This is a genomic window from Burkholderia lata (assembly GCF_902499335.1).
Classification (GTDB): Bacteria; Pseudomonadota; Gammaproteobacteria; order Burkholderiales; family Burkholderiaceae; genus Burkholderia; species Burkholderia lata_B.
Genome location: NZ_CABVQK010000003.1, coordinates 210300 through 237139, shown reverse-complemented (window position 1 = coordinate 237139; position 26840 = coordinate 210300). Strand labels below are relative to the sequence as shown.

At 67.1% G+C, this 26840-nt stretch carries 20 protein-coding genes; 3 read left to right on the top strand and 17 right to left on the bottom strand.

Annotated features, from left to right (window positions below; all coding sequences use genetic code 11):
- From BCO18175_RS08755 to BCO18175_RS08730, 6 genes are all read right to left on the bottom strand, one after another.
- Window positions 1-753: a peptidylprolyl isomerase gene (locus BCO18175_RS08755; RefSeq protein WP_174980270.1), complete on the bottom strand. Its 753-nt coding sequence runs from the start codon at window positions 751-753 to the stop codon at window positions 1-3.
- A gap of 99 nt (window positions 754-852) precedes the next feature.
- Window positions 853-2262, bottom strand: coding sequence for an HlyD family efflux transporter periplasmic adaptor subunit (locus tag BCO18175_RS08750; RefSeq protein WP_174980269.1), 1410 nt, complete (start codon window positions 2260-2262; stop codon window positions 853-855).
- Window positions 2240-4108: an FHA domain-containing protein gene (locus BCO18175_RS40850; protein ID WP_174980268.1), complete on the bottom strand. Its 1869-nt coding sequence runs from the start codon at window positions 4106-4108 to the stop codon at window positions 2240-2242. Before BCO18175_RS40850 ends, BCO18175_RS08750 begins: the two co-directional genes overlap by 23 nt.
- Before the next feature lie 191 nt (window positions 4109-4299).
- Window positions 4300-5727 (bottom strand): efflux transporter outer membrane subunit, encoded by a 1428-nt coding sequence (locus tag BCO18175_RS08740; protein ID WP_254608030.1) that lies wholly within the window; start codon window positions 5725-5727, stop codon window positions 4300-4302.
- A gap of 378 nt (window positions 5728-6105) precedes the next feature.
- Window positions 6106-6567, bottom strand: a complete 462-nt coding sequence (locus tag BCO18175_RS08735) for a DUF4399 domain-containing protein (protein WP_438820488.1) — start codon at window positions 6565-6567, stop codon at window positions 6106-6108.
- A 6-nt stretch (window positions 6568-6573) separates the two neighbouring features.
- Complete coding sequence (locus BCO18175_RS08730; RefSeq protein ID WP_174980557.1) at window positions 6574-7002, bottom strand: DUF4399 domain-containing protein; 429 nt, start codon at window positions 7000-7002, stop codon at window positions 6574-6576.
- 160 nt (window positions 7003-7162) lie between these two features.
- Here BCO18175_RS08730 and BCO18175_RS08725 point away from each other — a divergent pair, with 160 nt between their 5' ends.
- Window positions 7163-9298 carry an SUMF1/EgtB/PvdO family nonheme iron enzyme gene (locus BCO18175_RS08725; RefSeq protein ID WP_368040713.1) on the top strand — a complete coding sequence of 712 codons (2136 nt, stop codon included), beginning with the start codon at window positions 7163-7165 and terminating at the stop codon, window positions 9296-9298.
- A 260-nt stretch (window positions 9299-9558) separates the two neighbouring features.
- On the opposite strand, the gene BCO18175_RS08720 is transcribed toward BCO18175_RS08725, so the two are convergent.
- From BCO18175_RS08720 to BCO18175_RS08680, 9 genes are all read right to left on the bottom strand, one after another.
- Window positions 9559-9942: a YybH family protein gene (locus BCO18175_RS08720; RefSeq protein WP_174980267.1), complete on the bottom strand. Its 384-nt coding sequence runs from the start codon at window positions 9940-9942 to the stop codon at window positions 9559-9561.
- Between the two features lie 23 nt (window positions 9943-9965).
- On the bottom strand, window positions 9966-11744 hold the full coding sequence (locus BCO18175_RS08715) for a PDZ domain-containing protein (protein WP_174980266.1): 1779 nt from the start codon (window positions 11742-11744) through the stop codon (window positions 9966-9968).
- On the bottom strand, window positions 11741-12514 hold the full coding sequence (locus BCO18175_RS08710) for a hypothetical protein (protein ID WP_174980265.1): 774 nt from the start codon (window positions 12512-12514) through the stop codon (window positions 11741-11743). Before BCO18175_RS08710 ends, BCO18175_RS08715 begins: the two co-directional genes overlap by 4 nt.
- The gene (locus BCO18175_RS08705) at window positions 12511-13773 is read right to left on the bottom strand and encodes an NAD(P)/FAD-dependent oxidoreductase (RefSeq protein WP_174980264.1); all 1263 of its coding nucleotides are present in this window, start codon (window positions 13771-13773) and stop codon (window positions 12511-12513) included. Before BCO18175_RS08705 ends, BCO18175_RS08710 begins: the two co-directional genes overlap by 4 nt.
- Window positions 13774-13776: 3 nt before the next feature.
- Window positions 13777-15840, bottom strand: coding sequence for a LodA/GoxA family CTQ-dependent oxidase (locus BCO18175_RS08700; RefSeq protein ID WP_174980263.1), 2064 nt, complete (start codon window positions 15838-15840; stop codon window positions 13777-13779).
- Complete coding sequence (locus tag BCO18175_RS08695; RefSeq protein ID WP_217483906.1) at window positions 15837-16820, bottom strand: ferritin-like domain-containing protein; 984 nt, start codon at window positions 16818-16820, stop codon at window positions 15837-15839. Before BCO18175_RS08695 ends, BCO18175_RS08700 begins: the two co-directional genes overlap by 4 nt.
- Entirely contained in the window at window positions 16817-18385 is a 1569-nt protein-coding gene (locus BCO18175_RS08690) for a hypothetical protein (protein ID WP_174980261.1), read from the bottom strand. The genes BCO18175_RS08695 and BCO18175_RS08690 overlap by 4 nt, the downstream gene beginning before the upstream one ends.
- Window positions 18385-20115 (bottom strand): hypothetical protein, encoded by a 1731-nt coding sequence (locus tag BCO18175_RS08685; RefSeq protein ID WP_174980260.1) that lies wholly within the window; start codon window positions 20113-20115, stop codon window positions 18385-18387. Before BCO18175_RS08685 ends, BCO18175_RS08690 begins: the two co-directional genes overlap by 1 nt.
- A 570-nt stretch (window positions 20116-20685) precedes the next feature.
- Window positions 20686-22965 (bottom strand): sigma-54-dependent transcriptional regulator, encoded by a 2280-nt coding sequence (locus tag BCO18175_RS08680; protein WP_174980555.1) that lies wholly within the window; start codon window positions 22963-22965, stop codon window positions 20686-20688.
- 903 nt (window positions 22966-23868) lie between these two features.
- On the opposite strand from BCO18175_RS08680, the gene BCO18175_RS08675 reads away from it, so the two are divergent.
- Complete coding sequence (locus BCO18175_RS08675) at window positions 23869-25239, top strand: MFS transporter (RefSeq protein WP_174980259.1); 1371 nt, start codon at window positions 23869-23871, stop codon at window positions 25237-25239.
- Window positions 25240-25392: 153 nt separating this feature from the next.
- The gene (locus tag BCO18175_RS08670) at window positions 25393-25605 is read left to right on the top strand and encodes a hypothetical protein (RefSeq protein ID WP_174980258.1); all 213 of its coding nucleotides are present in this window, start codon (window positions 25393-25395) and stop codon (window positions 25603-25605) included.
- Here BCO18175_RS08670 and BCO18175_RS08665 read toward each other — a convergent pair.
- Together BCO18175_RS08665 and BCO18175_RS08660 are read right to left on the bottom strand one after the other, a co-directional pair.
- Entirely contained in the window at window positions 25592-25780 is a 189-nt protein-coding gene (locus BCO18175_RS08665; protein ID WP_069249558.1) for a hypothetical protein, read from the bottom strand. The two genes, BCO18175_RS08670 and BCO18175_RS08665, sit on opposite strands and share 14 nt — an antisense overlap.
- Window positions 25781-26129: 349 nt before the next feature.
- Window positions 26130-26810 (bottom strand): Fe2+-dependent dioxygenase, encoded by a 681-nt coding sequence (locus BCO18175_RS08660; RefSeq protein WP_174980257.1) that lies wholly within the window; start codon window positions 26808-26810, stop codon window positions 26130-26132.
- Window positions 26811-26840: the final 30 nt, after the last annotated feature.

Here is a 26840-nt window from a genome sequence, read left to right as displayed (position 1 = left end):
TCAGCGTGCGTCGATGACGTGTTCCTGCGCGCGCTCGGCAAGCCACTCCTCGCGCAGCAGGCGACGCACCTCCGACGCGACGTCGGCGTCGAGCGTGGCCGGGTGTTTGGCGGTAACCGAGAAAATCTCGAAGAACGCGCCGTCGGGCGCGGCGAACGGCCCGAGCAGGTCGCCTACCCGCGCGTTGAACACCTTGGCCTCGATATCCGTCTTCAGCGAGCCGCGCAGCACCTTGCCGATCACGCCGCCGCGCTCGCTCGTGTCGGCGATCGAATGCTCGTGCGCCATGTCGCCGAAGCAGTCCGGGTCGTCCTCCAGGATCGCCATCATTTCGCGGGCCTTGCCTTCCGAATCCAGCACGATGTGACTGACCTCGATGCTGTCGAACTTCGGCGAATTGAGCTTGAAGTACGCTTCGACGGCCGCATCGCTGCACACCGTGTCGAGCGTCTTTTCCTGGTACAGCGTGTCGGTAATGAAGCGCTCGAACTCGTCGAGACTGATGCCGAACACGTCCAGGTAGCGGTTCATGTCCGCGGCGCGGTGCAGGCCGCGCACGCGGCGAAACTGGTCGGCGCGCTCCTGGATTTCTTCAGGCGTCACCTGCATGCCCATCTTCCGCGCCGCGATCACCGTCAGCCGGTCGCGAACCTGCTGCTCGACGAGGCCCTCGAACTGCCCGGTGAGCTTCAGCACGCGGATGAAGTCGTCGGTGCCGATCACCTCGTCGTCGATACGCACTATTGCCGTCATGTCGTTCCCCTTGGTCCTGTAAGCGGCGATCGCCCTGATTCGCCGCCGATACCTCGCATCACCACCCGCCGCCGCGCCGCTACGACGTGGCAGGCGCCATCAGCCCGCGATCTGCCTGAACGGGTCCAGCGCGAACCCGATCACGCGGCGCTCGCGCACCACGATTTCAGCGGTGGCCGTCATCCCGTAGCGCAGCGGGTATTTCGTGCCGGCAATCGTGTACGCGTTGCGCCCGAGCGCCACGCGGCCTTCGTAGACGGGTTCCTTCGTCTGCGCCTGCGGCTTCGTCGCCGGCGAGATGTATTCGAGCGTGCCGTCGATCACGCCGTAGCGCTGATACGGAAACGCATTGAACTTGAGCTTCACGGGCAAGCCTTCATGCAGGAACGCGCGGTCCTGCTCCGCGATCGCGACCTTCACCACCGGCCGCGCATCGGACGGCGCGATGCTGCCGAGCGGTGTGTTGGCGAGTATCTTGTCGCCGGGCTGCGTCGTGGTCACATCGGTGATCACGCCGGAGACGGGCGCGAGCACGAGCAGGAAATTGTCCTTGTCGATGTTCTCGAAGCGGATGCGCGCGGCGGCATCCGCGGCGAGGCGCGCCGTCTGCACCTGCAGGCGCAGCTTCTCTTCGGTGTTCGCGATGTCGCGCAAGGTTGCGTCGTACTGGATGCGCAGCCCGGCCAGCGTCTCGCCGCTGCCCTCGAGTTGCGCCTTCGCCTGCGCGAACTCGTGGCTCTGCTGCGCCTCGAGCTGCGACAGCCGCGCCTGCGCGACGCGGTAGCTGTCCTGGGCCTGCAGGTAGGCACTGCGCTTCTGTTCCACCTGGCTCTGCGACACGCCGCCGCCGCCGGGCAGCGCGAACAGGCGCGCGTACTTGTCCTGTTCGTCTTTCGCGAGATCGAGTGCGTGGCGCGCGTTGTCGATATTGCTGCGGGCTTCGTCGATCTGGGCCCGCTGCGATTGCGCGAGCTTGCTGGTGCCTTCGGCCATGCGGTTCTGGTGCAGGTGCTCCTCGACCTCGATCTGTTGCTTCAGGGCGTCGGCCTTGCGCTCCATCAACTGCTTCTTGTCCGGAAACTGCTTCCATTCGCGCTCCGCGTCGTCGAGCTTGAGGCGTGCATCGAGCGCGTTGGTCGCAGCCTCGATCGCGCCGCGCGCGTTGATCCGGCCGATCACGTCGTTCTTTTCGACCGGTTGACCTTCGGCGATATAGATATCCACCAGTTCGCCGTCGACGGGCGCGTAAATGCGGCGCACCTCGGACTCCGGCGCGAGCGCACCCTGCGCGGTCACGATCACGTCGGCGCGGCCGACGAACGACCACAGCAGTGCGCACACGACGAGCCCGACCATCGCGATGATGGTCGCCTGCGTGAGCCGCCATGGCCGCGCGGTCAGGATCGCGATGCCTTCGACGCTGTGATCCTCCAGCGCTTCACCCAGCGAGCGCGGCGGCTCAGGCGGCGTTGCCTGCCGCGCGCGCTTAAGGAGACTGTCGAGCTTCACCGCGCCCTCCCGACGAAGCGAGCCGTTCCAGCGTCGCGACATGTGCAGCGAATTGCGGCGTCGCGAAGCGGAACTGCTTGAGGCGATCCAGTACGGCCGGACCGTGCCCGGCCCGCGCGTCGCTCTCGAACTGCAGGTACTGCTGCAGATCGGCGCGCACGGCATCGAGGCCGCCGAGGCGCGGATAGCGCTGCTCGTCATCGGCGAGCAGTGCCGGGAGCGCGTCGAGCCGGTCGTCGTCGAGTGCCGACGCGATCGCGCGCTGCAACCGCTCGAGCGCGGCCACGTAGACGGAGTTGTCGCTTTGCAGCTTGCGCAACTGACTGAGCGCGTCGGCATACAGTACGCCGAACGCGGGAACGTATGACGAAATCCGGTCGAGCAGCCGCTGATGCGCACCCGGGTCGGCGTTCCAGCGGCCGGTCAATGCCTTGATCGGCGCTTCGTCGCGATAGATGCGGATCGGCGCTTCCGCCCCGCCGCGCCCCGCAACGAATGCCTGCAGTTCGCCGATCCACGCAACTTCGTCGACGAGCGGCCGTGCGTCGGCGTTATGGCGGGCCAGCGTGCGCATGTCCTGCACGACGGCGCGGGCGCGGTCGAACGCGCGCACGTTCATCGCGGCGATCCAGTCCGGCACTTTCGAGCGGATGAGTGCCTCGGTACCGAGCGCGCGGAACGCCGGGTCGTCCGGATGGCTCGCGAGATAGCGGTCGGCCAGTTGCGTCGCCTGCGCCGTATCGCCCCGCGCCAGCATCGCGTGCATCTCGCGCAGCGGCGCGTCGTGGAAATACAGCGTCGCGAGCAGCAGGACGAGCGCCGCGAGCAGCCCGCCGCTCCACCAGCCGAGCCGGCGCAGGTTGACGTGCCCGCTACCGCCGAACGCCTCGCTCAACTCCGACAGGAAGACTTCGGCCCTGCCGCGCCGGCGGCGCGCGTCATGCGCGGTTTCGGCGGCACCATGCGCGGCGTGCGGATTGATCTCGTCGTCCTGCTGGACGGCCGGAACCGTGCAGAAGATGTCGAGGAAAGAATGCGCGGTATCGACGAAGGTCGTCCGGTCGGGGTCCACGGCGGCCCCGTTCGCGGCGGCGCCGGGCGGCGACGTGGCCGTCACGGTCGAGTCCGGCCCCGTCTCGCGCTGCAGGCCGACGCGATAGACAAAATGATCGCCGCCGAACGCGAGCATCGCGCCGTCGTCGAGCGGCACCGCATGCTCGTCGAGACGCCGCCCGTCGACGAACGTGCCGTTCGTGCTGCCGAGGTCTTCCACGAATACGTCGCCGTCCTGCACGTAGATGTGCGCATGACGCCGCGACAGATAGTTGACCTGATGCGGATACGCGTTCCGGTAGCAGGCGAACGTGTCGTCGGTCTTGCTCACGAGAAACGGGAAGGCGGTAATGATGACCGGTTGCAGGCCGAGATCGCCGCGCTCCGGTGCCAGCGTGACGATGGCCGGCCGTGCCGGCTGATGCGTCGCACGCGGCACGAACGAGACGCGGTACGCCAGCGCGCCGGCGAAGCGCAGTTCGTCACCGTCGCGCAGCAAGTGCGGCTTGTCGCCGACATCGACGCCGTTGACGGCCGTGCCGTTCTTGCTGCCGAGATCGGCGACATAGGCGGCGCCATCTTCAAGGAAGATGCGCGCATGCCGGCGCGACAGGTCGGCCACCCGCTCGGGGCGCGCGGACGCGAACGGCGTGTTCGTGCGCCCGACGGCGAACAGCGCCTTGTCGATCCGGATCTCGCTCAGTTCCGGATCGGAAACCGGCTTGAGCACGATGTCGAACTGCCGGTCGAGGGCGGCCTGTTTCTCGGCAATCGAAGCGGCGTCTGGAATCATGATTCTGCCAACGATCGACATGCGCCCGCCAATGGGCACGCCGCGCAGGAAGCGCGACGCGCTTTCGAACCACCTGGGTGAAGCCGCGCCGCCACGGCACATGGCGGCACGATCGTGAAAAAAGTTTAGGCGACGGATGACGGTAGTCAATCGGCTGGCACCGATCGCGCAGTGACGCAAGGCTGGCGTGTTCATTGCATCGCTTGCCGGACGGGCTCGCTGCTTGCATTCGAGATTTCGACCGCGCGCCAGCCGCCGCCGATCGCCTTGTAGAGCGTGACCGTGTCGCTCAGAATCTGCTGATGATTCGCGAGCAGCGCGAGTTCCGCGGATGCCACCGAGCGTTCTGATTCGAGCACCTCGAGCTGCGACACGAGCCCTTCCCTGAGCTGCGCCTCGACCTGCGCGGCGACGGTGCGCAGACGCTCGCTCTGCTGCTGAAGCTGCACGCGCTGCTGCTTGTGCGCGTCGAGATCGACGAGCGCGTTTTCCACTTCCTTGAACGCGGTGAACACGGTCTGCCGGTACTGTTGCTCGGCGACCTTCGTCTGCGCGTCGGTCGTCTTGATGTGCGCGCGCACGCTCGGGTCGAACATCGGCAGGTTGATGCTCGGCAGGAAGCTGAACGTGAATGCCTTGAAGAGATCCGACAGCGCAAACGCCGCGGTGCCGCCGCGCCCCGTCAGGCTGATCGACGGCAGTTGCGCCAGCTTCGCCGCCCCCACTTCGTCATACGATTCGAGCACGCGATACTGCGCGGCGACGACATCCGGCCGGCGCGCGAGCAGTTGCGCGGGCAGCCCCATCGGCACGTCCGGCAGCTTGACGCGCTGCCGGAGATGGCCGGCAGGCATCCTGAATTCGCCGGCCGGCACGCCCAGCAGCGTCGCGAGCGCGTTCTCGGCCGTGTCGCGCGATCGGTGCAGCTCGATCAGCTGGTTCGCCAGCCCGTTGATCTCCGCGCTCTGCCGCAGGACTTCCGTCTGCGGCGCGATGCCGTTCGCCAGCATCGACTGGTAGATCGCGAGGATCTTCCGGTTCTTGTCGAGCGTGCGCTGCTCCTGTTCGATCTGGTCGTCGAACTGGAGGATCTCGAAGTACGTGCTCGACACGTCGGCGACGAGCGTCAGATAGCCCGCGCGCCAGTCGGCCTCGGTCGCGTGATATTCGGCCTTCTGCGCCTGCACGCCTTTCTCGACCTTGCCCCAGATGTCGATCTCCCAGTTCACCTGGCTACCGAGGTTGTAGGTCCTCGACGGCGCTTGATGCGTGTTCTTCTCGAAGTCCACGCCCGCGCCGAGGTCGGCGCTCGGCAGCGCGCCGGCCTGGACTTCGCCGACCTGCGCGCCGGCCACGCCGATGCGAGCCGCCAGCACCCTGATATCGGCGTTGCCCGCGATGGCCTTGTCGATGAGCGCGTCGAGATACGGATCGTCGAAACTCTTCCACCAGTCGGCATTGACCGTGTCCGACGCGGATACCGGCCCGTGCGCGTGTGCCCAGGTGGTCTTTGCCGGCATCTCCGGGCGCTGGTAGACGGGCATGTTCAGGTCCATGCATCCGGACAGCAACGCCGCGCACGCGCCGGCGGAACCGGCCATGCGGGCCAGCGAACGCATGAGACCGCGGCAGTTGCGCGTGGCTGTCGGCGACAGGTGGATGTTCACGATCGACTCCTTCGGGGGGACGCGGCGACGATGCGGGATCGGGTGGATGTGTTGGTGTTCGTGCTGCAGCGTTGCACGCTCGTGTCTCATACCGCATGGGGCGTGCCAGCCGCCCGCCGGACCGGCGGGAATCTTGCCGGACGGCTTGCCGGCGCGGGGCCGGGCGACGAAGACGGAGGAGAAGCCACGTGTGCGCGGCACACGGATCGAGGATGCGTGATGGGTCGTCGCCGACAGTTCCGGCTCAGGATGTCGGGAACACACCGACACTTGCGGAAGCGCGGCCGCGCGCTCGCCGCGCCACACGACCGGAGATCGGTGTGTGCAACGTCACTTCACGTAGACCGTGATTTTCTTCGAGTAGATGGGGGGATTGTGCGGCACGTGATTGGCGTCGCCCATCAGCAGCTGCAGCGTGTGCTTGCCCGGAGGAAGGTCCAGCGTGGTTTCGGTCTCGCCCGCGCCGAAATGCAGGTGATTCCGGTCGGACGGAATCGGCTGGTCCATCGGCGGCAGGTCGGTGTCGACCAGCAGGTGATGGTGGCCCGTGTTCGGAAACTGCACATGCGACGGCGCGACACCCATGTCGCGCAAGCCGAACCACACCCGGAACGGACGTCCGGCCGGCAGCACCTGGCCATCGTTGGGCCATCCGATGTAGACGACGGCCTTCGGGGGATGCGTGCTGGTCTCCGCGGTCGTCGCCCCCGTCCATAGCAGCGTCACGGCAACGGCGAAGAGGATGAACTTGTTCATGGCGGCAATTCCCGGTTCGTGCGGCAGGCGCGGCATGGCACGCTACTTGACCGTGATCGTGATCTTCTTCGAATACACCGGCGGATCGTGCGGCACGTGGTCGTGGTCTCCCATCAGCAGCTGCAGCGTGTGCTTGCCGGGGGGAAGCTCGATGCGCGCCTCGGTTTGGCCGGCGCCGTAATGGAGATGATTCCGGTCCGACGGTATCGGCTGGTCCAGCGGCGGGAGATCGGTATCGACGAGCAGATGATGATGGCCCACGTTGGGCCGATCGATGCCTTTCGGGCAGATACCCATGTTGCGCAGGCCCATTCGCACCCAGAACTTGCCGCCCGTGATCGTCGCACCGTCCGACGGCCAGATGATGTATGCCTCGGCGCCGGGCGGCGACGGCGTACGTCCGGCGGCAAACGCGATCCGTGGCGCCAGGACGGTGGCGGCCAAAGCCAACAACGTAGCCCTTCTTCGCATCGTGTTGCTCCTCGCGTTGGTGGCGGCGCGCGGCGTCGGACAGTGGAGCGTGTCTAACAGCTTAGGACGTAATCGACCGGAAGACACATAGCGATGTCCACGGGTGACAGGCCGGCGTCGATGCGTGTACGCATATGTCTGTTTTTCGCGGAAACCGCGGGTGGATCCGGTGATCGCCGCCGAGCGCACGTGCTATCTTGAATGTGTCCCGGCCGTGCCCGCGGCAGCCGCAAGCCGGCAATACGCGCGCCGCGGCCGGACACCCGGCAACGGCTGCGCTCCGCCTTCGGCACCTCGTCCGACGGCGCACCCTGGGGGGCTGAATATGTGGCGAATACTCTTGCCCGCATGCCTGTTTGCGTCGATCTCCGTGACATCGAGCACCTGCTCCGGCGAGGACATGCGTCCTTTTTCGATGCCGCCGGCAGCCTCCGCGCGCGCTGGGTCGATCGAACCGCATGGCGTCGCGCTCGTCATCGGCAACGGCGCCTATCGTGACCATCCGCTTGCCAATCCCGTCCACGATGCCGATGCAATGGGCGATACGCTGCAGGCGCTCGGCTTCGACGTCATCACGTTGCACGACGCCTCCCGGCAGCAAATGCTCGACGGGCTGGCAGCGTTCGAGCACCGCATCGCGGCCGGCGGCACCGCGCTGGTCTATTTTGCGGGCCACGGCGCCAGCGCGGGTGGAACGACATGGCTTGCACCGGTCGATGCCGACGTCGGTTCTCCGGCCAGCCTGTCGCGAACGGGTATCGACCTGCAAACCGTGTTCGACGCGACGTCGCGGCCGCACGGCGAACGGATTGATCTGATCATTCTGGATTCCTGCCTGATCGCGCCGCCCGGTGCCGGCAACATGGCGCCCCGCAAGCCGCCGCCGCATACGCTCGTCGCCTACGCGGCAGCGCCTGGCGAAGGTGCGGCCGACGGCGCGACGCACGGTGTCTACACGGCGGCGCTGCTGAAGACGCTCGCGTTGCCGGGGCTCGGGATCGCACAGGTCTTCGATCGTGCCGGCGCGCTGGTCGAACGTGCCACCGGGTATCGGCAGATGCCCTGGATCGCGTCTTCCCTTTCCGATGCGGCAGGGGTGTTCACGTTCAACGGGGCCCGTCGTGCAGGAACCGGCGTGGTGCATTCCGGCGGCGGCACGGAGCACGGATCCGACGTGTTGGCGGACGTCGGCGCCGTCGCGCTCGATAGCCGGGGCGTGATGCCGAAAGACAGCTCCGAACAGTATGAAATTACGTTCTGGGAGTCGATCAAGGACAGCAAGGAGGCGGGCGATTACGAGGCCTATCTGAAGACTTACCCGAACGGCCGCTTCGCACAGTTGGCGCAGGCCCGTCTCACACGACTGCGCGCAGCCGCGCCCAAGGCGCCTGCGGCGTCCACACCTGCGCCTGCGCCCGCGCGGACGGCGAGCCCAACGCCCGCCCCCGTTCCGGCTCCTGCGCCGCCAGCGTCGACGTCGGCGCAACCGGCGCACACGGCCGGCTCACCGCCGAAAGCACCACCTCCCGTTGCGGTGGCGGCGCCATCGGCACCGGCTCAGAAAGGAGGTACGACGGCCGCCAATGAAATCCGGGATTGCGCCGCATGCCCGGCGATGCTGGCGGTCAGTCCGGGGGCCTTCGCAATGGGTAGCAATTCCGGCGACCCGTCGGAAAAACCTGCGCATCGCGTGACGCTCGATCATTCTTTCGCGCTCGCGAAGTACGTGGTGACTGTCGCGCAATGGAACGCGTGCCGCGATGCGGGTGCCTGTCCGCGCCTGCCCAACGACAGCAATACGGTAGCGAACGCACCGGCGCGCGATTTGAGTTGGGACGACGCGCAACTGTACGTGAAGTGGTTAGCGAAAATAAGCGGCAAGTCTTACCGGCTGCCGACCGAGGCTGAATGGGAATTCGCGGCGCGTGGCGGCACCGCAACGCGCTACTGGTGGGGCAACGAGATGCATCCGGGCAACGCAAACTGCAAGGACTGCGGCCCACCGTGGCGTGCCGATGCACCCGCTGACGTCGGCACGTTCGCGGCCAATCCTCTCGGCTTCTACGACATGGCGGGCGGCGTGTGGGAATGGGTCAGCGATTGCTGGCACAACTCGTACAAGAATGCGCCTGCCGACGGGCGCTCGTGGGACGAGCCGAATTGCCAGGTACGCGTGATTCGCGGCGGTTCGTGGAGGGATGGTGCGACCTACATGCCGGTCTCGACACGCTTCAAGTACGACAGCAGCGTACGCTTTTCGGCAAACGGATTTCGCGTGGCCCGCGACGTGAAGTAGAGCGATATCGGTCGCACCGAGGAACCGCGCGGAAGCCGCGGTTGCCCCGGTCGATCCTCGGCACCACTTCGCCAGGACGCGGGTCGTTGTCAGCATGCGCCCGCCGTCCGGCGGGCGCGTTTCACCTGGATCGAAGCCGGGCGGCGGGATCCGCGTAACCGGGTTACCGCCCGCTGACCTTCACGCGCGGCAGCCATTCGACCTCGGCGCCCTGCGTGCCTGTCAGACGGGCGGGAGATCAGATCAACGCACCCGGTCGATCACGACGGCACCTGGTTCCAAATCATCCGGCTGATCTTCGTCACCCCGTCTTCCTCGCGAAATTCCCAGATTTCGCGCGAACGCACCACCTGCGTCGGATCCCCGTTGTCGAACATGATCGTGATGGTGCCGAGCAGCGCGGCGGAGCCAACCTGCCCCGAGACGTGAATCTGCGTCGCCTCGAACACGGGCTCGAACCGGCAGCCGCGCGTCAGCTCGGCAAATCCGTCGCGAATCTGCCGCGGACCGATGCGCGTCGCGCGTCCGAGCGGCCACCACACGCCATCGCTCGTAAACATCTCCGCATAACCGTCGATATCCGCGGTGCGAACGAAGTGCGGCTGAAGTTCCTTGTAGATCTGTTCGATCTGTTCCCTGGTCACCAACGGTCTGCCCTCGCAACGGTTCAGATCACGGTCTCGATGCCGTGGAAGTTCTCGTAGAAATCGAGCGAAACGCTCTCGCCTGCCGATGGCGCGAACGGCTGTTCCAGCCATTGCGAGATCAATGCGGCCTGACGCGCGGTGCCCGCCCAGCTCAACCCCACCAGGGTGGTTCGCTCGCCGGGGCGAACCGTGTAGCGGCGGGCCTGGTTGCCGCGCAGCACGTCGAGCGTGATGTCGGCGCCCTGGCGAACCGCGCCGTTCAGCGCCTCCAGCGAGAACGGATAGGCATCGACGGCGACCACCACGTCCTCGGCCGCGAGCCCGCTGCGGCTGGCCGGGCTGCCGTCGAGCACGCTGTAGACGGCAGGGCCCGTATCGCCCGCGAGAATCACGCCGCAATACGGCACCTGCCCTTCACTAACGGCGAAACCGAGTGCGCGCAGACTGTCGGGCAGCGAAAGCCGCGCCGGCTCGACGGCCTTCGTCCGCAATCGATCGCCGAGGCCGGGCCGGTAGCGTTCGAAGAAATCGCAGATGTCGTCGACCGTGTAGCCCGCGCCCTTGCCCGCGAAGGCTTCGTAAAATGCGGCGAATGCCGTGTCGAGCGATTGCGTGCCGTCGCTCTCGATGCGCAGCGCCGCATCGAGTTCGAATGCGATCACCATCCCGGCGTCGTAATAGTCGATCGCGCTGTTGGCCCGCCCCGGATACTTGTCGTGATTGAGGTACGACGCCGCCGATGCATCGGCCGGGCTCACATGGTGATAGGCCGGCAGCGCGGCCAGGTGCGTGTAGTAGCCGGTCACCGCGCTCAGGAACTGCGCCGGCGTGTAGACGGCGGTGCGCGTGCAGGACAGGAATTCGTAGTAGCGCGTGAAGCCCTCCGCGACCCACAGCCCGTCGCTGAAACAGCCGCGTTCGAAGTCGAGATGGCCGAGCGGCGCCGGCCGCAGGCGTCGGACGTTCCATGCATGGAAAAGCTCGTGCGCGCAGACCCGCAGGCTGACGTTGTACTGGTCGGCGTCGTAGAAGGTCGACGGATCGAGCCCGACCATGGTGCTCGTCAGGTGCTCGAGTCCCCACGAGTCGTTCGGATTGAACGACAGCACGTACGTATAGTCCTCGAACGGGAAGCCGCCGAAGATGTCGCGATAGACGTCGGCGATCTTGCACAGATCGTCGACGAACCTGTCGACGTGCGCGTCGAAACCCTGTGCGCGTGTCAGGAACACATGGTGGAACGGCGTGCCGTGCACGTCGCGTGTGATCGTATCGAAGTTCCCGAACGAGACGGGCGTATCGACCAGACGCGCATAGCCGTCGTATTCCCAGGTTTTGTCGGGCAGCGCCAGCGCGCCCGACGGATGGTGGATCGCCCAGCCGTCGGGCACGTGATAGCGCACCGTGCAGCGCCCGTCATGTGCGGTCACGCGCAGATACCGCGTGCCGAGCAGCACGCCGTTCAGGTCGCCGAGCACGCCGCATTCCTCGCTCATCTCGACCGAGGCGGCCGCGGCGCGATAGCGGATCACCACGCTGGCGTCCGAGGTGCGCCCCGCCGGCACCTGGATCGTGTAGGCGGGCCAGCCGCGACGGTGCACGTCGAGTGCCGTGCCGGTCGTCCCGTCGGTCGCGCGCACGTCGAACACGTCGCGGCCGAACGGCTCGAAATCGTAATCGCCGGGCACCCAGGTCGGCGTCGCGAGCACCAGCTCGCCGGGCGGTACGCCGTCGATCGCGAGTTCGATACCCAGTTCGTGGCGCGCAGGATCGAGCGTCACCTCGTAGTGGACTTTCATTGTGCGACCTCACTTGAACGTACCGACGGCGCCGCATGCGGGGCGCCGCATGGATCGACCGCATTGAGCATGTTGCCGGTGCTGTACCAGAAGGTGTTGCCCACCGTCAGCGGCACGGCCGCATTGGCGAGGCCCTGGAAGTACACGGTGTGCACGCCCGGCGCGACGGGCGACGTGCAGCCGATCGGCGCGCTCGGCTGCGGGAAGCTCACCAGCACGCCCGCCTGCAACTGGGTGACGTCGAGCCAGTCGGGCACGGCCGGCAGCGTCATCAGATGCTGGAAGTCCGGATCGAGCGCGATGTAGTGATCGAGGTGCGCCTCCTTGCCGTCGCCGAACAGCACGTAGGTCAGATTCGCCGGGCGCGGAATGCCCTGGTCGAACGCGCGGTACACGACGACGCGATCGACGAACACGGTCGCCTCGTCGACGATCGGCGTACTCGGCGTGCCGCCGCCGTCATTCGAGTAATCGCGGTAGATCGCGGCGACATACTGCCGGATCTGGCCGCACGCCACCTGCGGCAGCGTGAACGCGCCGCTTTCGAGATTGGTCAGGTTGTACGCGGAGCCGGGATGCTGCGCCTTGTCCGCCAGATACGTCGACATCGACGTCGGGTCGAGCCGGATCTGCAGCGTCATCTGATAGAGGTGGTCCTCCTTGTCGAACATCGGCATGTGGCACAGATACAGCGTGGTCGTGCCGAGCATGAACATCCCGTGCGTATTCGGTGTGTCCTTGATCGGCCACGGCTTGAGATCATCGTTCATGGTTGAGTCTCCGTTGCGTGAATGGCGCCGGCTGCCGGCGTCGTGTCGCGATGGCGTCGCCGGCGCCAGAACGGCGCATTGGCCCAGCGGCGCTCCCGGGCGTAAAAGTCGTCACGCATCCGCGTGTAGTCGGCGAACCGTTCGCCGATCCGTTGCTCGTGCCGGTCGGCGATGGCGTCGTCGCCCCGCTCACCGCCGGCGACGGGGGCGCCTCCCGACGAGCGGTCTTCGCGGGTCGCCGCGTGTGCGACGAAGGCCGGATGGCCCGCGATCTCGCGTGCTGCGGCCAGCCCGTCGAGCATCGCCTTGATCACGCCTTGTGACGACAGCGGATCGAAACTCGATGCCGCGTCGCCGATCGCGAGCCAGCGCCGCCCTGCGGAGCGGCTCAGGCGTGTCGAGCGCGCCTGGCGGACCGTCAGCGCGCCGGGTATTTCCCGTACACCGTCACCGAGCGCAGCCGCGACGTGTCGCGTGTCGCGCAGCCGCGCATGCCACGACGCCGGCAGATGCAGCGCATGCCGGCGCAGCATCTGCGCATCGGTTGCAACGACCACGATCGCCTCGCCAGGTGAAAAGCGCGCGACATACCACCAGCCGTATTCGACCGCTTCGAGCAGCGAGCGCTGCCCGAGCCCGCTGTCGGCGCCGACCGGCACGCAGGCCGACACGCAGACGAGCCGATCGCCGTCGAGCCGCTCGGCGCCCATCGCGCGTGCGATGCAGGCGGCATGACCGCTCGCATCGACGACGAAGGCCGCGTCGACCCGTTCGGTCGCGCCGCCCGGCAGCGCGACCTGCAGCCGCACGCCGTCGTCGGTCGCGCTGCATTGTTCGACCCGACCGGTCGTCCAGTGCGCGCCGGCCCGGATCGCGCAATCGCGCAGCAGCGCGTCGAAGCGGCGGCGCTCGACGTGCCAGCCGAAGCCGTGCGGATTGAACAGGAAGTCGTTGTAGCCGAGCGCGTCGTCCCCCCACGACGACGCGCTGCCGCAACACGGATCGAATGCCTGCGTATCGAACGCGTGCTGCAGGCCGAGCGCCGCGAACACCAGCCGGATGTCGGGCGGCAGGCTTTCGCCGAAGCGTGGCGGGCGCGGGCCGCCGGCCGCCGGCCGCGCCCGCTCGCCACTGCCACCGTCATGGCCGGCCGTATCGATCAGCCGCACCGGCCCCACGCCGGCTCGGGCCAATGCGATCGCCGCCGCGCAACCGGCGGGGCCGGCGCCGACGATCGCGATGCCGTGACCCTGGGTCATCGCTCAGCCGCCGAGTGAATTCGAGTTCATCGGCCACGGTTCGATCGGCGGATCGTCGAGCTGGCTCGCCACCTCGAGATACAACTCCGGGCTGTAGCGGGTTTCACCCGCGATCGCGCTGCCCTGGATCACGAAGCCGATACGGTGCCAGTGCTTCACGATGTCGAGCAGATCCTGATACCGGCCGGCTTCGCCGAGATCGTCGGTGGCGGTGCCGGGGCCGCGAATCGAATAGCGCTGCGGGCCGGGCTGACCGTCGTGCACGTCGGCCGCCACATGCACGGCGACCGGCCGCTGCGACGGCCACGACCAGTAGAGCGCGGTGCTGTTGGTCGGATTCGGCGCCGAGTTGTGGGTGGCACACGCGTTGTAGTCGGTCTGCCACGGCACCGCCATGAACTTCGACACGTCGCCCGGCTCGAGCGGCGCCGGATGGATGCCGTCCGGCCCCGGATGCAGCGGCACATAGCCGACCGTCAGGAACGGCGCGCTCGCCTGCACCGTCGCGTAGTCGAGCGGGCGCGCGCGCAGCCGGAACGGCCCCGCGCCGGAGGTCTGCCAGTCCTGCTGGTAGATCGCGGGATCGCGGATGATGAAGGTCATTTCGATGCCGGGCGCGAAGCGGCCGCCGAGACAGTTCACCATCACCGTGCGGTCGAGCGCCTCGCCCGGCCCGAGCGTCAGGCGCGCGTCGCGGTCGTACCGCCCTTCGTTCCACTGCTGGAGGAAGAAATACTGGGTCAGCGTGACGCTCATGAACGCCTTGCCCGCATCACCCATCGACAGCGGCATCAGCGGCGCGCCGAGATTCGACTGCTCCGGCACGTTCGGATTGCGCACGTAGGCGAGGCCCGTCATGATCGTCTCGCGCGGGTCGTCCTGCGCGCGGATCGCGCCGACCGCATCGTGCGCGGCGATCGCGCGTGCAGGCAGGTTCGTGTTCCAGCGCTGCAGCGCGGGGGCACGGAAGATCGGCAGAAGATGATCGTCGAACCTCGGCCGGTATTCGCGATTGAAGCGGTGATCGAAGATCTCCGGCATCAAGTCCATGCGCCGCACCCAGGTGTCGAACATGTCGTCCCAGAGGCTGGTCACGTTCAGCGTCTGCGGCGCGTAGCCGGGATCGGTGCTGACCACCCACGCAGGCACCACGCTCGCGGTGGAGTCGTCCTCGAACACGAGCGTGGCCGACACCGGGCCATCCGCGGTGTCGTCGAACCAGCCGTCCGCGTTCACGTCGCCGTATTCCCCCGGCGCGATCAGGCCGCCGATCAGCGGGAACGGCGTGCCGTCGGGGCGCAGCCAGCCGCACGCGCGGCCCCACGCCGGCAGCACGAGCAGGCGTCCCTTCTCGTCGGTGCGCAGTTCGCCGAGCGTGTCGATCATGCCGGTCGGCGTATAAAGCTGGGAGAAGCCGTCGTCGGGGAACGTCTTCGGATAGTTCGGCATCGGCTTGATCGAGCCGTGCTCGGCCACGTAGGTCGCGATCGTCGCCTTGTCGAACCGCACGCTGCCGTGGTGTGTTCCGCGGATCGCGCGCGGTCCCGCGTCGATCACGAGCTTCTTGAGCCGCGCCGCGTTGTTCGGGTCTTCGCCTTCCGCCGCGTTGCGCAGGTTCAGCTGGTCGGCGTTCGTCTTCTCGTACACGGCGAGGCCGAGTTCGTCGTTCAGCAGGTATGCGTTCGCCTTCTTGTTCGCGAGATGCACGGACCAGACGATGTCGCGCACGGTTTTGCCGTCGATCACGCTGCCGATCGCCACCTCGGTACCGCCGCCGTTCGGGTAGTGCTCCTCGCCGCCGTCGGTCGCGTAGTGATAGATGCGAAAGCGTGCGGCCTGCCGCTTCATGCGCCCGCCACGATCGCGCAGGTCCTCGCTCGAGATCACCTGCGATTCGGTGCCGGCCTTGATCGGCAGGCCACCCGTCACATGCGGGTTGCCGACGTCGACGGACGGATCGATCGGCAAGCCTGCCATCGTTTCAGGCCCGAGGTAGAACTCTTCGCTCGTGCCGACGCGCGCGATGCCGAAAGCCGGATGGATACGGAAGTGGGATGACAGGCTCATGCTTGCTCCTGCGAGAATCGGGGAATGGCCTGGTGCTTCCAGCAGCTCAGGATGTCACCGCCGAGCTTCGCCATCAGGACACCGAACGAAGGCGGCGGGGCTTCGCCGCGGAACATGCCGTCGAGCACCTTGAGGAACGCCGCGAAATCGCCGATCAGCACCTGCTGGGCGGCGTGTCCGGCGCTGCCCGACGGCGGATTCGCTTCGCCCGAATAGGTCGCGGGCAGCGCCGGCAGGCGCCGGATGGCATCGAAGCGCTGGAAATGCGGCGTCTTGTTGTGAAAGCCGTCCGCCGTGTTCTGGAATTCGACGGGCACGGTCTCGGCGGGCTCGGTCTGGCCTTCGCCCTGCTCGACGATCATGTCGAGCAGCGTCAGCGCCTGCCGGAACCCGGCGTCGCCGTCTTCGGTCACCGTGAGCCCCGGGTGGTTCCGGTAGAACGGCCCGAACTCGTCGAACTGGCGGCGATTGCCGACCACCTCCGAGCGCAGCGCGCCCATGCCGTAACGCAGCGCCGTATAGAACTCGGCGATCGAGCCGTACTGGTCGGTCGTGTCGGCCACGTCGGGTTCGCGCCCCGTGCACCACTCCGGATACTCGACGAGGCACATCGTGTTGATCCGCGCCGCGTCGAGCGGGCCGAGCTCCGCGCTGTACGGCGTGAACTCGGTCGTCGGATTCGGCTCGTCCAGGTCGAAATCGAGATGGGGAACGTGCTGCCCCTTGTACACCGGTACGCTCGCTTTCGGCGAGAAGCCGTACGCGTTGGCGACGTTTGCGACCAGTTGCGCATGCAGCATTTCCTGGTAGACGGCGGCCTGGATCAGTTGCGCGGCCCGCGAGCCGGGCTCCTTGATCGAATACAGCACCGTCAGGTAGTACGGAATCGTCCACAGTTCGAGATCGATCGCATCCTGGAGGTGGATCTTCAACGCCGGCAGGGTCCACTCGCGCGGCAACTCCAGCTTTTCTCTTTTCACGGTTTTCTCCTGAAACAACCTCGGTCCTTCGGTTGGCCGGCGCGCGCGGCCGCCGGTTTGCACGGCGCCGCCACGAGCGACGCCGCTGCCCGTGCTTCCGCCTCGCTGAACAGAAAACTGTAGTCGCTCGCATAGGTCTTCGGCCGGTTCCCCCAGTCGGGCGGAAAGCCGCGCGCCGGCAGCTTCGCAACCGTATGGCACGCAAGACAGTTCGGTTGCGTGAGCAACGGGTTCGGCGATGCGGAGTTGAGCGTCTGGAAGTAGGTTTCGAGCACCGCGTTCGCGAGCCCGCCGACCCCGTTCGGCGGTTGCGGCGTACCGGCGGTCAGGGGGGCCAGCGGCGTGCCGCTGATCGGTGTCGACGAGGACGGCCACATCACGCTGATCAACTGGTAGTACTGCATCACCGACTTCGGATTCGCGCCGCGAATCACGTCCTGCACGTACGCGTTCAGCGCCGCGACGTCGTCGCGGATCGGCTCCACGCGGGCAATCTGGGTCGGCTGCGCGTAGTCACACGCGTTGCCGGTGCAAACCGGCGCGGTGTTGACTTGGCACTGGTACGGATCCGAGGCCGGATTGCACCGCGGGTTGTAGTAGGTGTACGGCCCCGCGCCGACCTGACCTTGTACCGGCACGTTGTCCACCTGCTCGAACGTCGCCCACGTGAACTGCTGTGCCGTGCGCGTCTTGTGGATGATGTGCAGTCCGACGAGGCCGACCACCGCTTTCTCGCGCTTGCCGCTCGCCGGATCGATCAGCGTGGCCGGCCGCGTCAGGTAGCGCGCATACAGCGACGGATCGGTGAGCGGCAGCCAGGCGGCCTTGATTTCGATCGCACCGACGGTGCCGTCCGCGGAGCCGTCCGGCAGCTGAATGCCGGTGCCGTCCGCGATCCGCTGCCACTGTGCGCTCGCATCGTAGAGGCGGTTGCCGACGATGTAGTCGTACTCTTCGACGTTCATGCGCTTCTCGTAGTACGTCGGCTTGCCGTTCTGCGCCGTGATCCACGTTTTGATGAATGCCTGGAGAATATCCGTGAGCGCATCTTCGGCGGCCGCGCCGCGCACGAACCCGGTCGTGCCGGGGCTGGCGCGCCCGCCCGCCTTCCGGTTGACGCCGTTGAACGGCAGCGGCTGGGCCGCGTTCTTGCGGAACACGTTCGAGCTCAGCGCGTAGGTTTCCCAGACGGTCGGCGCGGGCGCACCGGACGCCGCCGGCATGCCGAACGACGCCGCCGTCACGCTCGTGTCGGGTTGGCCATTCCGTGTGGCCGACGCCTGCCAGTTCAACGCGATGAATTGCTGCCAGGCAAAGCAATTCATGTCGTCCTGATCGGAGATGGCCGCATCTCGGGGCAGCGTGTAGGACACGGTCGGCGGCTCGACGCAGGCGTTGTAGGACGGTGTCGCGGCACGCGCCGTCGTCGCGTAGCCGCTCGCGTCGGCCGGGACGGGCGACGGCGGCGCTTTCGCGTGCACGCTGCCCGCCGCGAACGCGAGGCATGCGCCGGCCGTCGCGGCGATGCGCGCCGCCGGACCGGCTCCTTGTCGTGCGCGGCTCATCACTCGATCCAGAGGAAGCCCGGGGCGGCCTGGCCGGCCGCTTCCCCGTGGTTGCCGACGCGTACGCCCCGTAGGCCGGGCGCTGCGCCGGCGGCAATCGTCACGTCGATCGACAGCACCTGGTTCGTCGACGGATACGAATCCCCCGGCACGGTATAGGTGACGTTGTCGACCAGCCCGGTCACCACCGCCGTCACGTTGCCGTCCGGTCCGTCGAAACCGACGGTCGGCAACTCGCCGTTGGGGCCGACGCTCGCGCCGCGGCACACGAGGCTCATCGGCACCGCCTGCGTGCCGCGCCCGACTGTCGGCGGCAGGATCACCGTGTTGCTCGCGAGCACCATCGGGTGCCCGACCGGATTCACCGGCGCGGCGGTGCCGTAATACGCATTCCACAGCGCCGTGTGCCACATCTGCAGCGGCTGCGGCGAAGGCGTCGGCGCGTCGCCCGCGCAACCCTGCTGGTTCAGCGGCGGGTTGACCGGAATCGCCGTCGCGTTGATCTGCATGAAGAAGGTCGCCGCGACCTGGGCCGCATAATCGATCGTCGCGCCGCCGATCGTGATGTCGCCGACGGTGAAGCCGAGCTCGGCCGGCACCTCGAACACCGCGTGCAGGATGAAGTTGCCCGGCAGCGGATTGCCGTACATGTCGTTCAGCGACATCGCACCGCGCACGACCCGCCAGTAATCCTGCGCTTTCGCGCCGGCCGGCGCGTTCGACGGCAGCGCGTACTGGCTGAAGCTGGGCATCTGCATGTAGAGTCCGGGCGGATCGGCGATCGTGATCTTCTTGTTCGTCCCGACCACCTGGTTGACGACGAACCCGATGTGCGGATCGCTGTTGCGATGCGGCTGGCCGAACTGCGCGCAGCACAGGAGCTGCTCCGCGCCGCCCGGATGGCTGGACCGCTGGATGGTTGCCGCACCGGCGAGCCCGGCCAGCTCGGTCTGCAGCGTGTTCGGCGTGCTCGTCAGGTGCATCGCGCCACCCGAGGCCGCGGTACGCTCCGTGCCGCGATTCCAGATGTTCAGCGGGTCGTATGCGGGGTCGCCCGTCGACGGATCGAGCACGGGGTTGCCGCCGGCATCCTTGAGCCACAGGTCCGACAGCTGGATGGCCTGATTGTCGAGTGTCGCGCGGTACAGGTCGAGTACGACGTCCGGCGCGACCCGCCACAGCGTGTACCAGTATTCCGGGTTCTCGCAGGTGAAATCGATCCGCACGATCTTGTTGGTGGTCGGGTCGCGCACGACGCTCCACTCGCAATACTCGTCCTGCCAGCCGCGCGGGCCATAGGGGCCATACGCCTTGACGTCCGGGTCGCCCGAGCACGGATCCGTGGTCAGGTTGGGGAACGTCTGCCGGCCGGCCGCGCTGGGCGACGGCGTCCACCCGTAGTCCGCGAGCTGGTTGATCTGCGTGAGCGACAACTCGCTGTCCCAGTCCGCCTGGTCGTAGTACGCGATCCGGCCCGGCATCGCCGACCACTGGACGGGCTTGGTCGGCGCGTCGGTCGGGATCACCGTCGTGAGCGGATTGAAGTAATACGGCGTGTTCGCCGAATTGCTCGCCTGCCACGGATTGCCGACGATCGCCTGCTGCGAGATGGCGTCGAGATACGCGTTCCAGAGTGCCGCGAACGCGGTGAGCGCGGTCGGATAGTCCGCGAGATCTCTCGCGGCCTGATTGGCCGGCGATCGGAAAGCGGGAAGCGGAATGGCATCCATGTCGACCTCGTATCGGAAGTGAAGTGCGCCGCGGCAAGCCGCATCGTGCGGTACCGCGCTGGCGTCGGCGGCACCGACGCACGGCGTGCTTCTTTAGCGAATCGCGTGCCAGCCGCGTGCTGCCCCACCGGCAGGCCGTTTCCGGCGGACGGGGGCGTGGCGGGCGTTCGGCGGTGGACGCCGGCGTCCGGTGAATCGATGCCGGATGGACGAATTCGTCCGCTCGCACGTCCCGACAGCACGCGACGTCGCCGTCGTTCGCATCGCGACGGCACGCTTGCGGCCAACAGGTATCGCTGCCCCGCATGAGCGCGTTCACCCGCCGGGGTCATGAAAAAGCAGCATGCGGCCGCGCTCGTGTCGGCAGGCGCAAACATCGATCAGGCGATGCCGGTCGCTGTCGTATGGGGGATGTGGCTCGGCAGGTCGCGCACGTGGCGCACCGCCGGCTCGCGCCCTCGTGCTTCAGCCGAAGAACGCGCAGCCTGACGTCCGGGCGATCGAGGATCGCGCCGAACCGGTCGATATGTCGTCAGCCGGCTTTCCCGTGTGGAGAGCGTCGCGGATCGATCACGGATGTGCCGGACGTGCGACGGCGCCACGATCGTGGCGCGGCGGCGGACAGGACATCAGCGCATGCGCGCGGCGCAGCTCGGCAAGCTGCGATGCCGCACGCTGCGTCACGGGCGCCGCCTGCAGCGGCGGCGTGCCGCGCAAAGCGCGTTCGAGCGTCTGGATCGCGTCGACGTGCCGGCCGGTTCCGGCCAGCAGATCGGCGAGGTGCGTCGCGGCGGAGACGCGTGCCGGCACCGAGCCGAGCGCCTGGGCCGTCGAGATCGCGCTGCGCAGCTCCTGTTCGGCCCGCTCGAGCCCGCCGCCGGCACGCACCGCACGGGCGCGGGCCACCAGCAATTCGCCGAGATACACGCGCTCCTGCCCCTCGAGCACGACGTCGAGCGCGGCGCTCAGGATCTGCTCGCAGTCGCGGTAGCGGCCCGCGCGCAGCAGCAGTTCGCCGTGCTGCCAGGTCGTCAGCGAATAGAACAGCGTGCCGCCGTGGCCCGTCATATGCTGGTGGCCGCTCAGCAACATCTGCTCGGCCTCGCCAAACCGGCCGTTTGCGCCGAGCCAGCAGGCCCGGAACATCTCGCCCGCGCCCTGGCAGAACGAGAGCCCGGTGCGTTCCGCAACGCGGACGAGTTCGGCGGCAAGCTCACCGAGCTGTGCGAAGTCGTCGAACAGGCATGCGAGCCACGCGGCGCCCAGCAGGTCCGGCACGTGCACGCCCGGCCGGGCGGCGCGCGCCATCAGCACCGCCATCGCGTGTCGCGCGCGATCGTCGGCCCCCGTCTGATAACAGGCGAGCCCTTCGAAGGTCAGCGCGAGCCCGGCCAGGTCGAGGCCTTGCGCGCCGACGCGATGATCGTCGAGACCGACGCCGAGCAGGTTGCCGCGCGCCAGGCACGCGATGACCTCGCTGCTGTCGCCGAGGCAAAACAGCGTGCTGGTCATCGCGACGTGTGCGTCGTCGAGCGTCGCCGGCGTGCCGCCCCGGTGTGCGCGCTGCAACATGTCCTGCGCGGTTGCACGCGCGTCGCTCAGATGCATCGTCATGAGCTGGGCGGCCCAGATGCCGAACTGCGTCGACGCGAGTTCGGCGGCGTCGCACACGCCCTCGCCTGCCGCGAGCGCCGCCGCATAGGCAGCGCTCACCTCCGGATAGAGCCAGCCGTGCATGCTGCGCAGGCTGACGGCCAGCGCGAGATAGGCGTCGAAACGCACGCACCGCGTATCGGTCTCGTCGCCGCTCTTCATCAGGCAGTCGAGGCAGCGCCGCAGCAGTGGCACCGCGTCGCGGAACCGCGCGTTCCGGATGAGTGCCTGTGCGTGGCCCAGATGTCGGCGCGCCTCGTCGTCGCGATCGACCCGCGCCTTGAGCCGCCGCTCGACGACCTTGCGGCTGACACCCAGCAGCGCGGCGGCCGCACTCTTGTTGTTGTCGGTTCTCTGGAGCGCGCGATCGATCAGCAGATATTCGGCGGCCGCGAGCTTGTCGTCGCCGTCAAGCTGCAACAGGCGGTCGGCCAGTTGCTCGCCCCACTCGGCGCCGCGTGTCTCGGTCGCGAGGAACGGTTCCAGCACGTCGACACCGACCAGGGTATCGGGGGCGAGCACGCTGAGCCGGCTGACGAAATTGCGCAACTGCCGCACATGTCCCGGCCATGCGTGGCGACGCAGCCGCTGCATCGCGGCCGGCGTGAAATCGATCACACGCTGCTGCTGCGCGGCAAAGTACCTGACGAGCGCGGGAATGTCGTCGGCGCGCTGATCCAGGCCGGGCACCGCCAGCACGAATACCGCGAGCCGGTAGTAGAGATCCTCGCGAAAGTGACCCAATCGGACTGCTTCGTGCAGATCGCGATGGGTAGCCGCGACCACGCGCCCATCGAAACGCAGCGGAGCCGACGCGCCGATCGGACGAAAGCTGCCGGTCTCGAGCACGCGCAGCAACTTCGGTTGCAGCGCGAGCGGCAATTCGCCGATCTCGTCGAGAAACAGCGTGCCGCTTCCGACCTGCTGGAACACGCCGGCTCGACTCCCCGATGCGCCGGTGAACGCGCCACGCACATGACCGAACAGTTCGGCTTCGACCAGGTTCTCGGGAATCGCGCCGCAGTTCACGTCGACGAATGGCGCGTCGGGCATTTCACTGAGCGCATGGATGCGACGCGCGACGACCTCCTTGCCGGAACCGGTCGGCCCCGTCACCAGCAACGCGTGGCGTGTCGGTGCAACGTGGTCGACCAGCCGGATCAGTTGCAGGAGGGTGGGCGACTGGCCGACCAGCATCGGTTCGGAGAGCGTGCGCGGCGCCGGTCCGGCACTGTGCGCGGCGAACTGCACCGCACCGCACGGCGTATTCATCGCTGTGCTCCGGTGTACCGCGACGGGAAATCCGACTGCAGCGCCGAGAACGGACAACGGAACGCACATTGGCACGCCATGAGCTTCACCCCGGAGACAATATTATTTTCGGTGACCTTACACCGGCGCCGATCGCTTGCCGCGCGGCCGCCGGTACGGTCACTCCATTCAATCCGTCGCTCGCCCTTCATTCATCGAGGGACGCATCGTTGGTCGATGCTGTCCGCATTCTCGGCGCGCGGCGCGTCTGCTTCATGTCATTTTCGGGCGACGCGAATCCGTCGCGAAACACCGTACCAAGCGTAGCATGGCGTGCTCGCTGCATCACGCATCTGCCATCCGGCGGCCGCAATTTTTTATGACAGCGCGCACTGATTCCAGGTGACGGCTATTCGGTTTGCAGACTATTCGCGATTTTGTATTCGATCGAATTGATTGCAGCGAAGAATGCAACCAGTGACCGACCCACTGACGCCGGCATCAACGCGGCCTTCGCACATACGATGCGCTGCATCGACCGCCGACGAGACGCCGCTGCGATCGGCGCATGTAACCGGCTCCGATATCGCCCACGCGACGACAAACGACACGCTTGCCGGTGCTGAAGAGATACTCGTGCTCGGCACAGGCCGAGCTTCCCGCTGAACGCAAATCGCGCCAACCTCATCGCGTCGCGGCGAATGCCGATTTAGTATCATTTAATGATATATAAGGATGGCTGAATGAAAACCCGTGAGCTGCGGGATTCATTCCCGGCTCGCGCTTGCCGGAACCTGTTGCGGGGCGTATGGTTTATTTCTCTATCGCCCTTTTTCGGGAGATATCAAAATGGCTGCCATGCAATCCGCGGCCACGCCCCTCTCCGACGAGGAAGCCCGGCGCCAGTTGCACCGCGCCGTCATCGCCAGCACGATTGGCACCACGATCGAATGGTATGACTTCTTCCTCTACAGCACGGTCACCGGCCTGGTCTTCGCAAAGCTGTATTTCCCGCAATCCCACCCACTCGTCGGCACGCTGCAGGCGTTCCTGATCTATGCCGTCGGCTTTGTCGCACGCCCGGTCGGCGCGGCGATCTTCGGCCACTACGGCGACCGCATCGGACGCAAGGCCACACTGATCGTGACCCTGTTGCTGATGGGGCTCGCCACGTTCGCCGTGGCCTTCGTTCCGACCTACGCCGCGATCGGCATCTGGGGCGCCGTCATCCTCACGGTACTGCGCTTCATCCAGGGCGTCGGCGTGGGTGGCGAATGGGGCGGCTCGGTCCTGATGTCGATGGAGTGGGCGCGCACCAATGCGCATCGCGGTTTCGTCGCGTCGTGGCCCCAGTTCGGCGTGCCGGCGGGATTGTTCCTCGCCAACCTTGCCGTGCTGGCCATGAGCTGGATTTCCGGCGGTGCCTTCCTCGCGTGGGGCTGGCGCGTGCCGTTTTTCCTGAGCATCGTGCTGGTGGGGATCGGGCTCTACATCCGCCTGAACATTCTCGAGACGCCGATCTTCGCGAAGCTGCTGGCCGAGCGTCGGATCGAGAAGACGCCGATGCTCGAAGTGCTGCGCAAGCAGCCGAGGGATATCGTGCTGTCGGCGTTCGCGCGGATGGCCGAACAGGCGCCCTTCTATATCTATACGGCGTTCGTGTTCACTTACGGGATCACGGCGCTGGGCGTCACGCGCGAACTGCTGCTGGCGGCGGTGCTGGCCGCATCCGTGGTCGAGTTCTTCACCATTCCGCTGTTCGGGCACGTGTCGGACCTGATCGGGCGGCGGCGGATGTACATGATCGGCGCGGCTGCCGTCGGCGTGTTCGGATTCGTCTACTTCGCGATGGTCGATAGCCGGAATCCGGTCTGGATCTTCGTGGCCATCGTGTTGTCGCTGGTTCCGCATTCGATGATGTATGGACCGCAGGCTGCATTGATTGCCGAGTCGTTCACGGGGCGGTTGCGGTATAGCGGCGCGTCGATGGGTTATCAACTCGCGTCCGTCATTGCCGGTGGCCCGGCACCGCTGATTGCAACGGCGCTGTTTGCCTACTACCACTCGGGGTATGCGATCGCGGCGTACGTGCTGGTGTGTGCGGTGCTGAGCGTGGTCGCCGCATCGAAGCTCGGGGACTATACGAACAAGGATATTTCGCGGGAATACGACGACGCTCGGGGGCTGGGGGATCATGGGCACGCGCCGCCGGTGACTTGACGAATCGGCCGGCGCAGGCCGACTACGACGACCGCAGCCGCGATCCGGTGGCGCCCCGGGGCGCAAGACGGTCGTTGCTTGCGGGCGCATCGACGCACCTTTGGCGGGCCATCGTGCGTGGCCGGCTGCGGCCCGTACCGGCATGTCAGCGAATTGGCGCTCAATACGATCCGGGTCACGCGCGGCACTGGCGCCGCGATAGCGTCGATGGCCGCGGGCGGCGAAATTGCCGCGACGTTCGTGATCCGGCGCTCGCCGTCCGGCGAGCGCGTTTCACATGGATCGAAATCGGGAGAGCCGCCGGACGGCGAGATCGGCGCTGTCGCGCAGGGGTTCGACCGGCGTAACCGGGTTATCGCTCGCTGACCTTCACGCGCGGCAGCCATTCGGCTTCTGCGCCCTGCGTGCCTTTCAGATGAGCGGGAATCGCGTCCTGCGCGTGCGCGCCGAGGCGACGTGCTGCCTCGGTGTCGAGATGCCGGCCGTCGAACGTCGACTGGCGACGGGTAATCATGTTGATGCGAAGGCGTTTTGCCGCCATGGTCGGTATTCCTAGAGGAAACGGGACCCCGCCGACTGGCGAAGTGCCATAGATTTACGCGAGAAAGATGTCGCGGCGATGACGCGGCGCGCGACGCCGCCGCCATCACATCGAAACGATCAGCGCCATCCCGTCCCACCTGCCCCGGCGCCTCAAGATCGCGATGGACCGGCACGGCGGCAAGCAGCTCATGATGGACAAGAAACACCGCGTCGAGTTCAGTGCGCTCAGCGACCGTCAAAGTCCGCGCGTCACCGCTCTCTGTCCCTCCGCCCCTTTACCGTTCCTGGTGGATTCCCGTCTCATCCATCCTCGTGCCGTTCATTCCAGGATTGCATCGAGCCCCCCGTCAAGCATCCGCCCACATCCTCAACAGGTTGTGATATGCCCCCGTCAGCTGCAGCAACGACTCCCCGTCCGCGTCCTGCTGCGTCAACCGCTGGATCGCGACATCCATGTCCAGCAGCAGACTCCGCTGCGCATCCTCGCGCACCAGGCTTTCCACCCAGAAAAACGAGGCCAGTCGCTCGCCGCGCGTCACGGCCTCGACCTTGTGCACGCTCGATCCCGGATACAGGATCATGCTGCCCGCGGCGAGCTTCGCGCGGTGCTCGCCGTACGTGTCGCGCACGACGAGTTCACCGCCGTCGTAACTCGCCGGATCGTTCAGGAACAGCGTCGCCGACAGATCGGTACGCACGCGCTCGCGCGACGCGCGGATGCCGCGCACTGCGTTGTCGACGTGATAGCCGAACGACTCGCCGCCCGCATACCGGTTGAACAGCGGCGGATAAATGCGCTTGGGCAGCGCCGCCGACATGAACACCGCGTTCTGCGCGAGACGGCGAATGATCTCGTCGCCGATCTCGCGCGCGAGCGGATCGTCGCCGTCGAGCTGCCGGTTCTCCTTCACGCGCCGCGATTGCGCGCCGGCCGTCGCGCGGCCGTCGATCCATTGCGCGGCCCGCAGCCGCTCGACGAGCTGGGCGGCCTCCGCCGGGCTGAACACGCCCGGAATCTCGATCATCATCGTGTGCTCTCCTTCGAAGCGGATGCGGTG

Coding starts and splice junctions, on each gene's coding strand:
- BCO18175_RS08755 (WP_174980270.1), bottom strand. CDS start 753: ATGACGGCAATAGTGCGTATCGACGACGAGGTGATCGGCACCGACGAC.
- BCO18175_RS40850 (WP_174980268.1), bottom strand. CDS start 4,108: ATGATTCCAGACGCCGCTTCGATTGCCGAGAAACAGGCCGCCCTCGAC.
- BCO18175_RS08740 (WP_254608030.1), bottom strand. CDS start 5,727: ATGCGTTCGCTGGCCCGCATGGCCGGTTCCGCCGGCGCGTGCGCGGCG.
- BCO18175_RS08735 (WP_438820488.1), bottom strand. CDS start 6,567: ATGCCGCGCCTGCCGCACGAACCGGGAATTGCCGCCATGAACAAGTTC.
- BCO18175_RS08730 (WP_174980557.1), bottom strand. CDS start 7,002: ATGCGAAGAAGGGCTACGTTGTTGGCTTTGGCCGCCACCGTCCTGGCG.
- BCO18175_RS08715 (WP_174980266.1), bottom strand. CDS start 11,744: ATGAAAGTCCACTACGAGGTGACGCTCGATCCTGCGCGCCACGAACTG.
- BCO18175_RS08710 (WP_174980265.1), bottom strand. CDS start 12,514: ATGAACGATGATCTCAAGCCGTGGCCGATCAAGGACACACCGAATACG.
- BCO18175_RS08705 (WP_174980264.1), bottom strand. CDS start 13,773: ATGACCCAGGGTCACGGCATCGCGATCGTCGGCGCCGGCCCCGCCGGT.
- BCO18175_RS08700 (WP_174980263.1), bottom strand. CDS start 15,840: ATGAGCCTGTCATCCCACTTCCGTATCCATCCGGCTTTCGGCATCGCG.
- BCO18175_RS08690 (WP_174980261.1), bottom strand. CDS start 18,385: ATGAGCCGCGCACGACAAGGAGCCGGTCCGGCGGCGCGCATCGCCGCG.
- BCO18175_RS08685 (WP_174980260.1), bottom strand. CDS start 20,115: ATGGATGCCATTCCGCTTCCCGCTTTCCGATCGCCGGCCAATCAGGCC.
- BCO18175_RS08680 (WP_174980555.1), bottom strand. CDS start 22,965: ATGCTGGTCGGCCAGTCGCCCACCCTCCTGCAACTGATCCGGCTGGTC.
- BCO18175_RS08675 (WP_174980259.1), top strand. CDS start 23,869: ATGGCTGCCATGCAATCCGCGGCCACGCCCCTCTCCGACGAGGAAGCC.
- BCO18175_RS08665 (WP_069249558.1), bottom strand. CDS start 25,780: ATGGCGGCAAAACGCCTTCGCATCAACATGATTACCCGTCGCCAGTCG.
- BCO18175_RS08660 (WP_174980257.1), bottom strand. CDS start 26,810: ATGATGATCGAGATTCCGGGCGTGTTCAGCCCGGCGGAGGCCGCCCAG.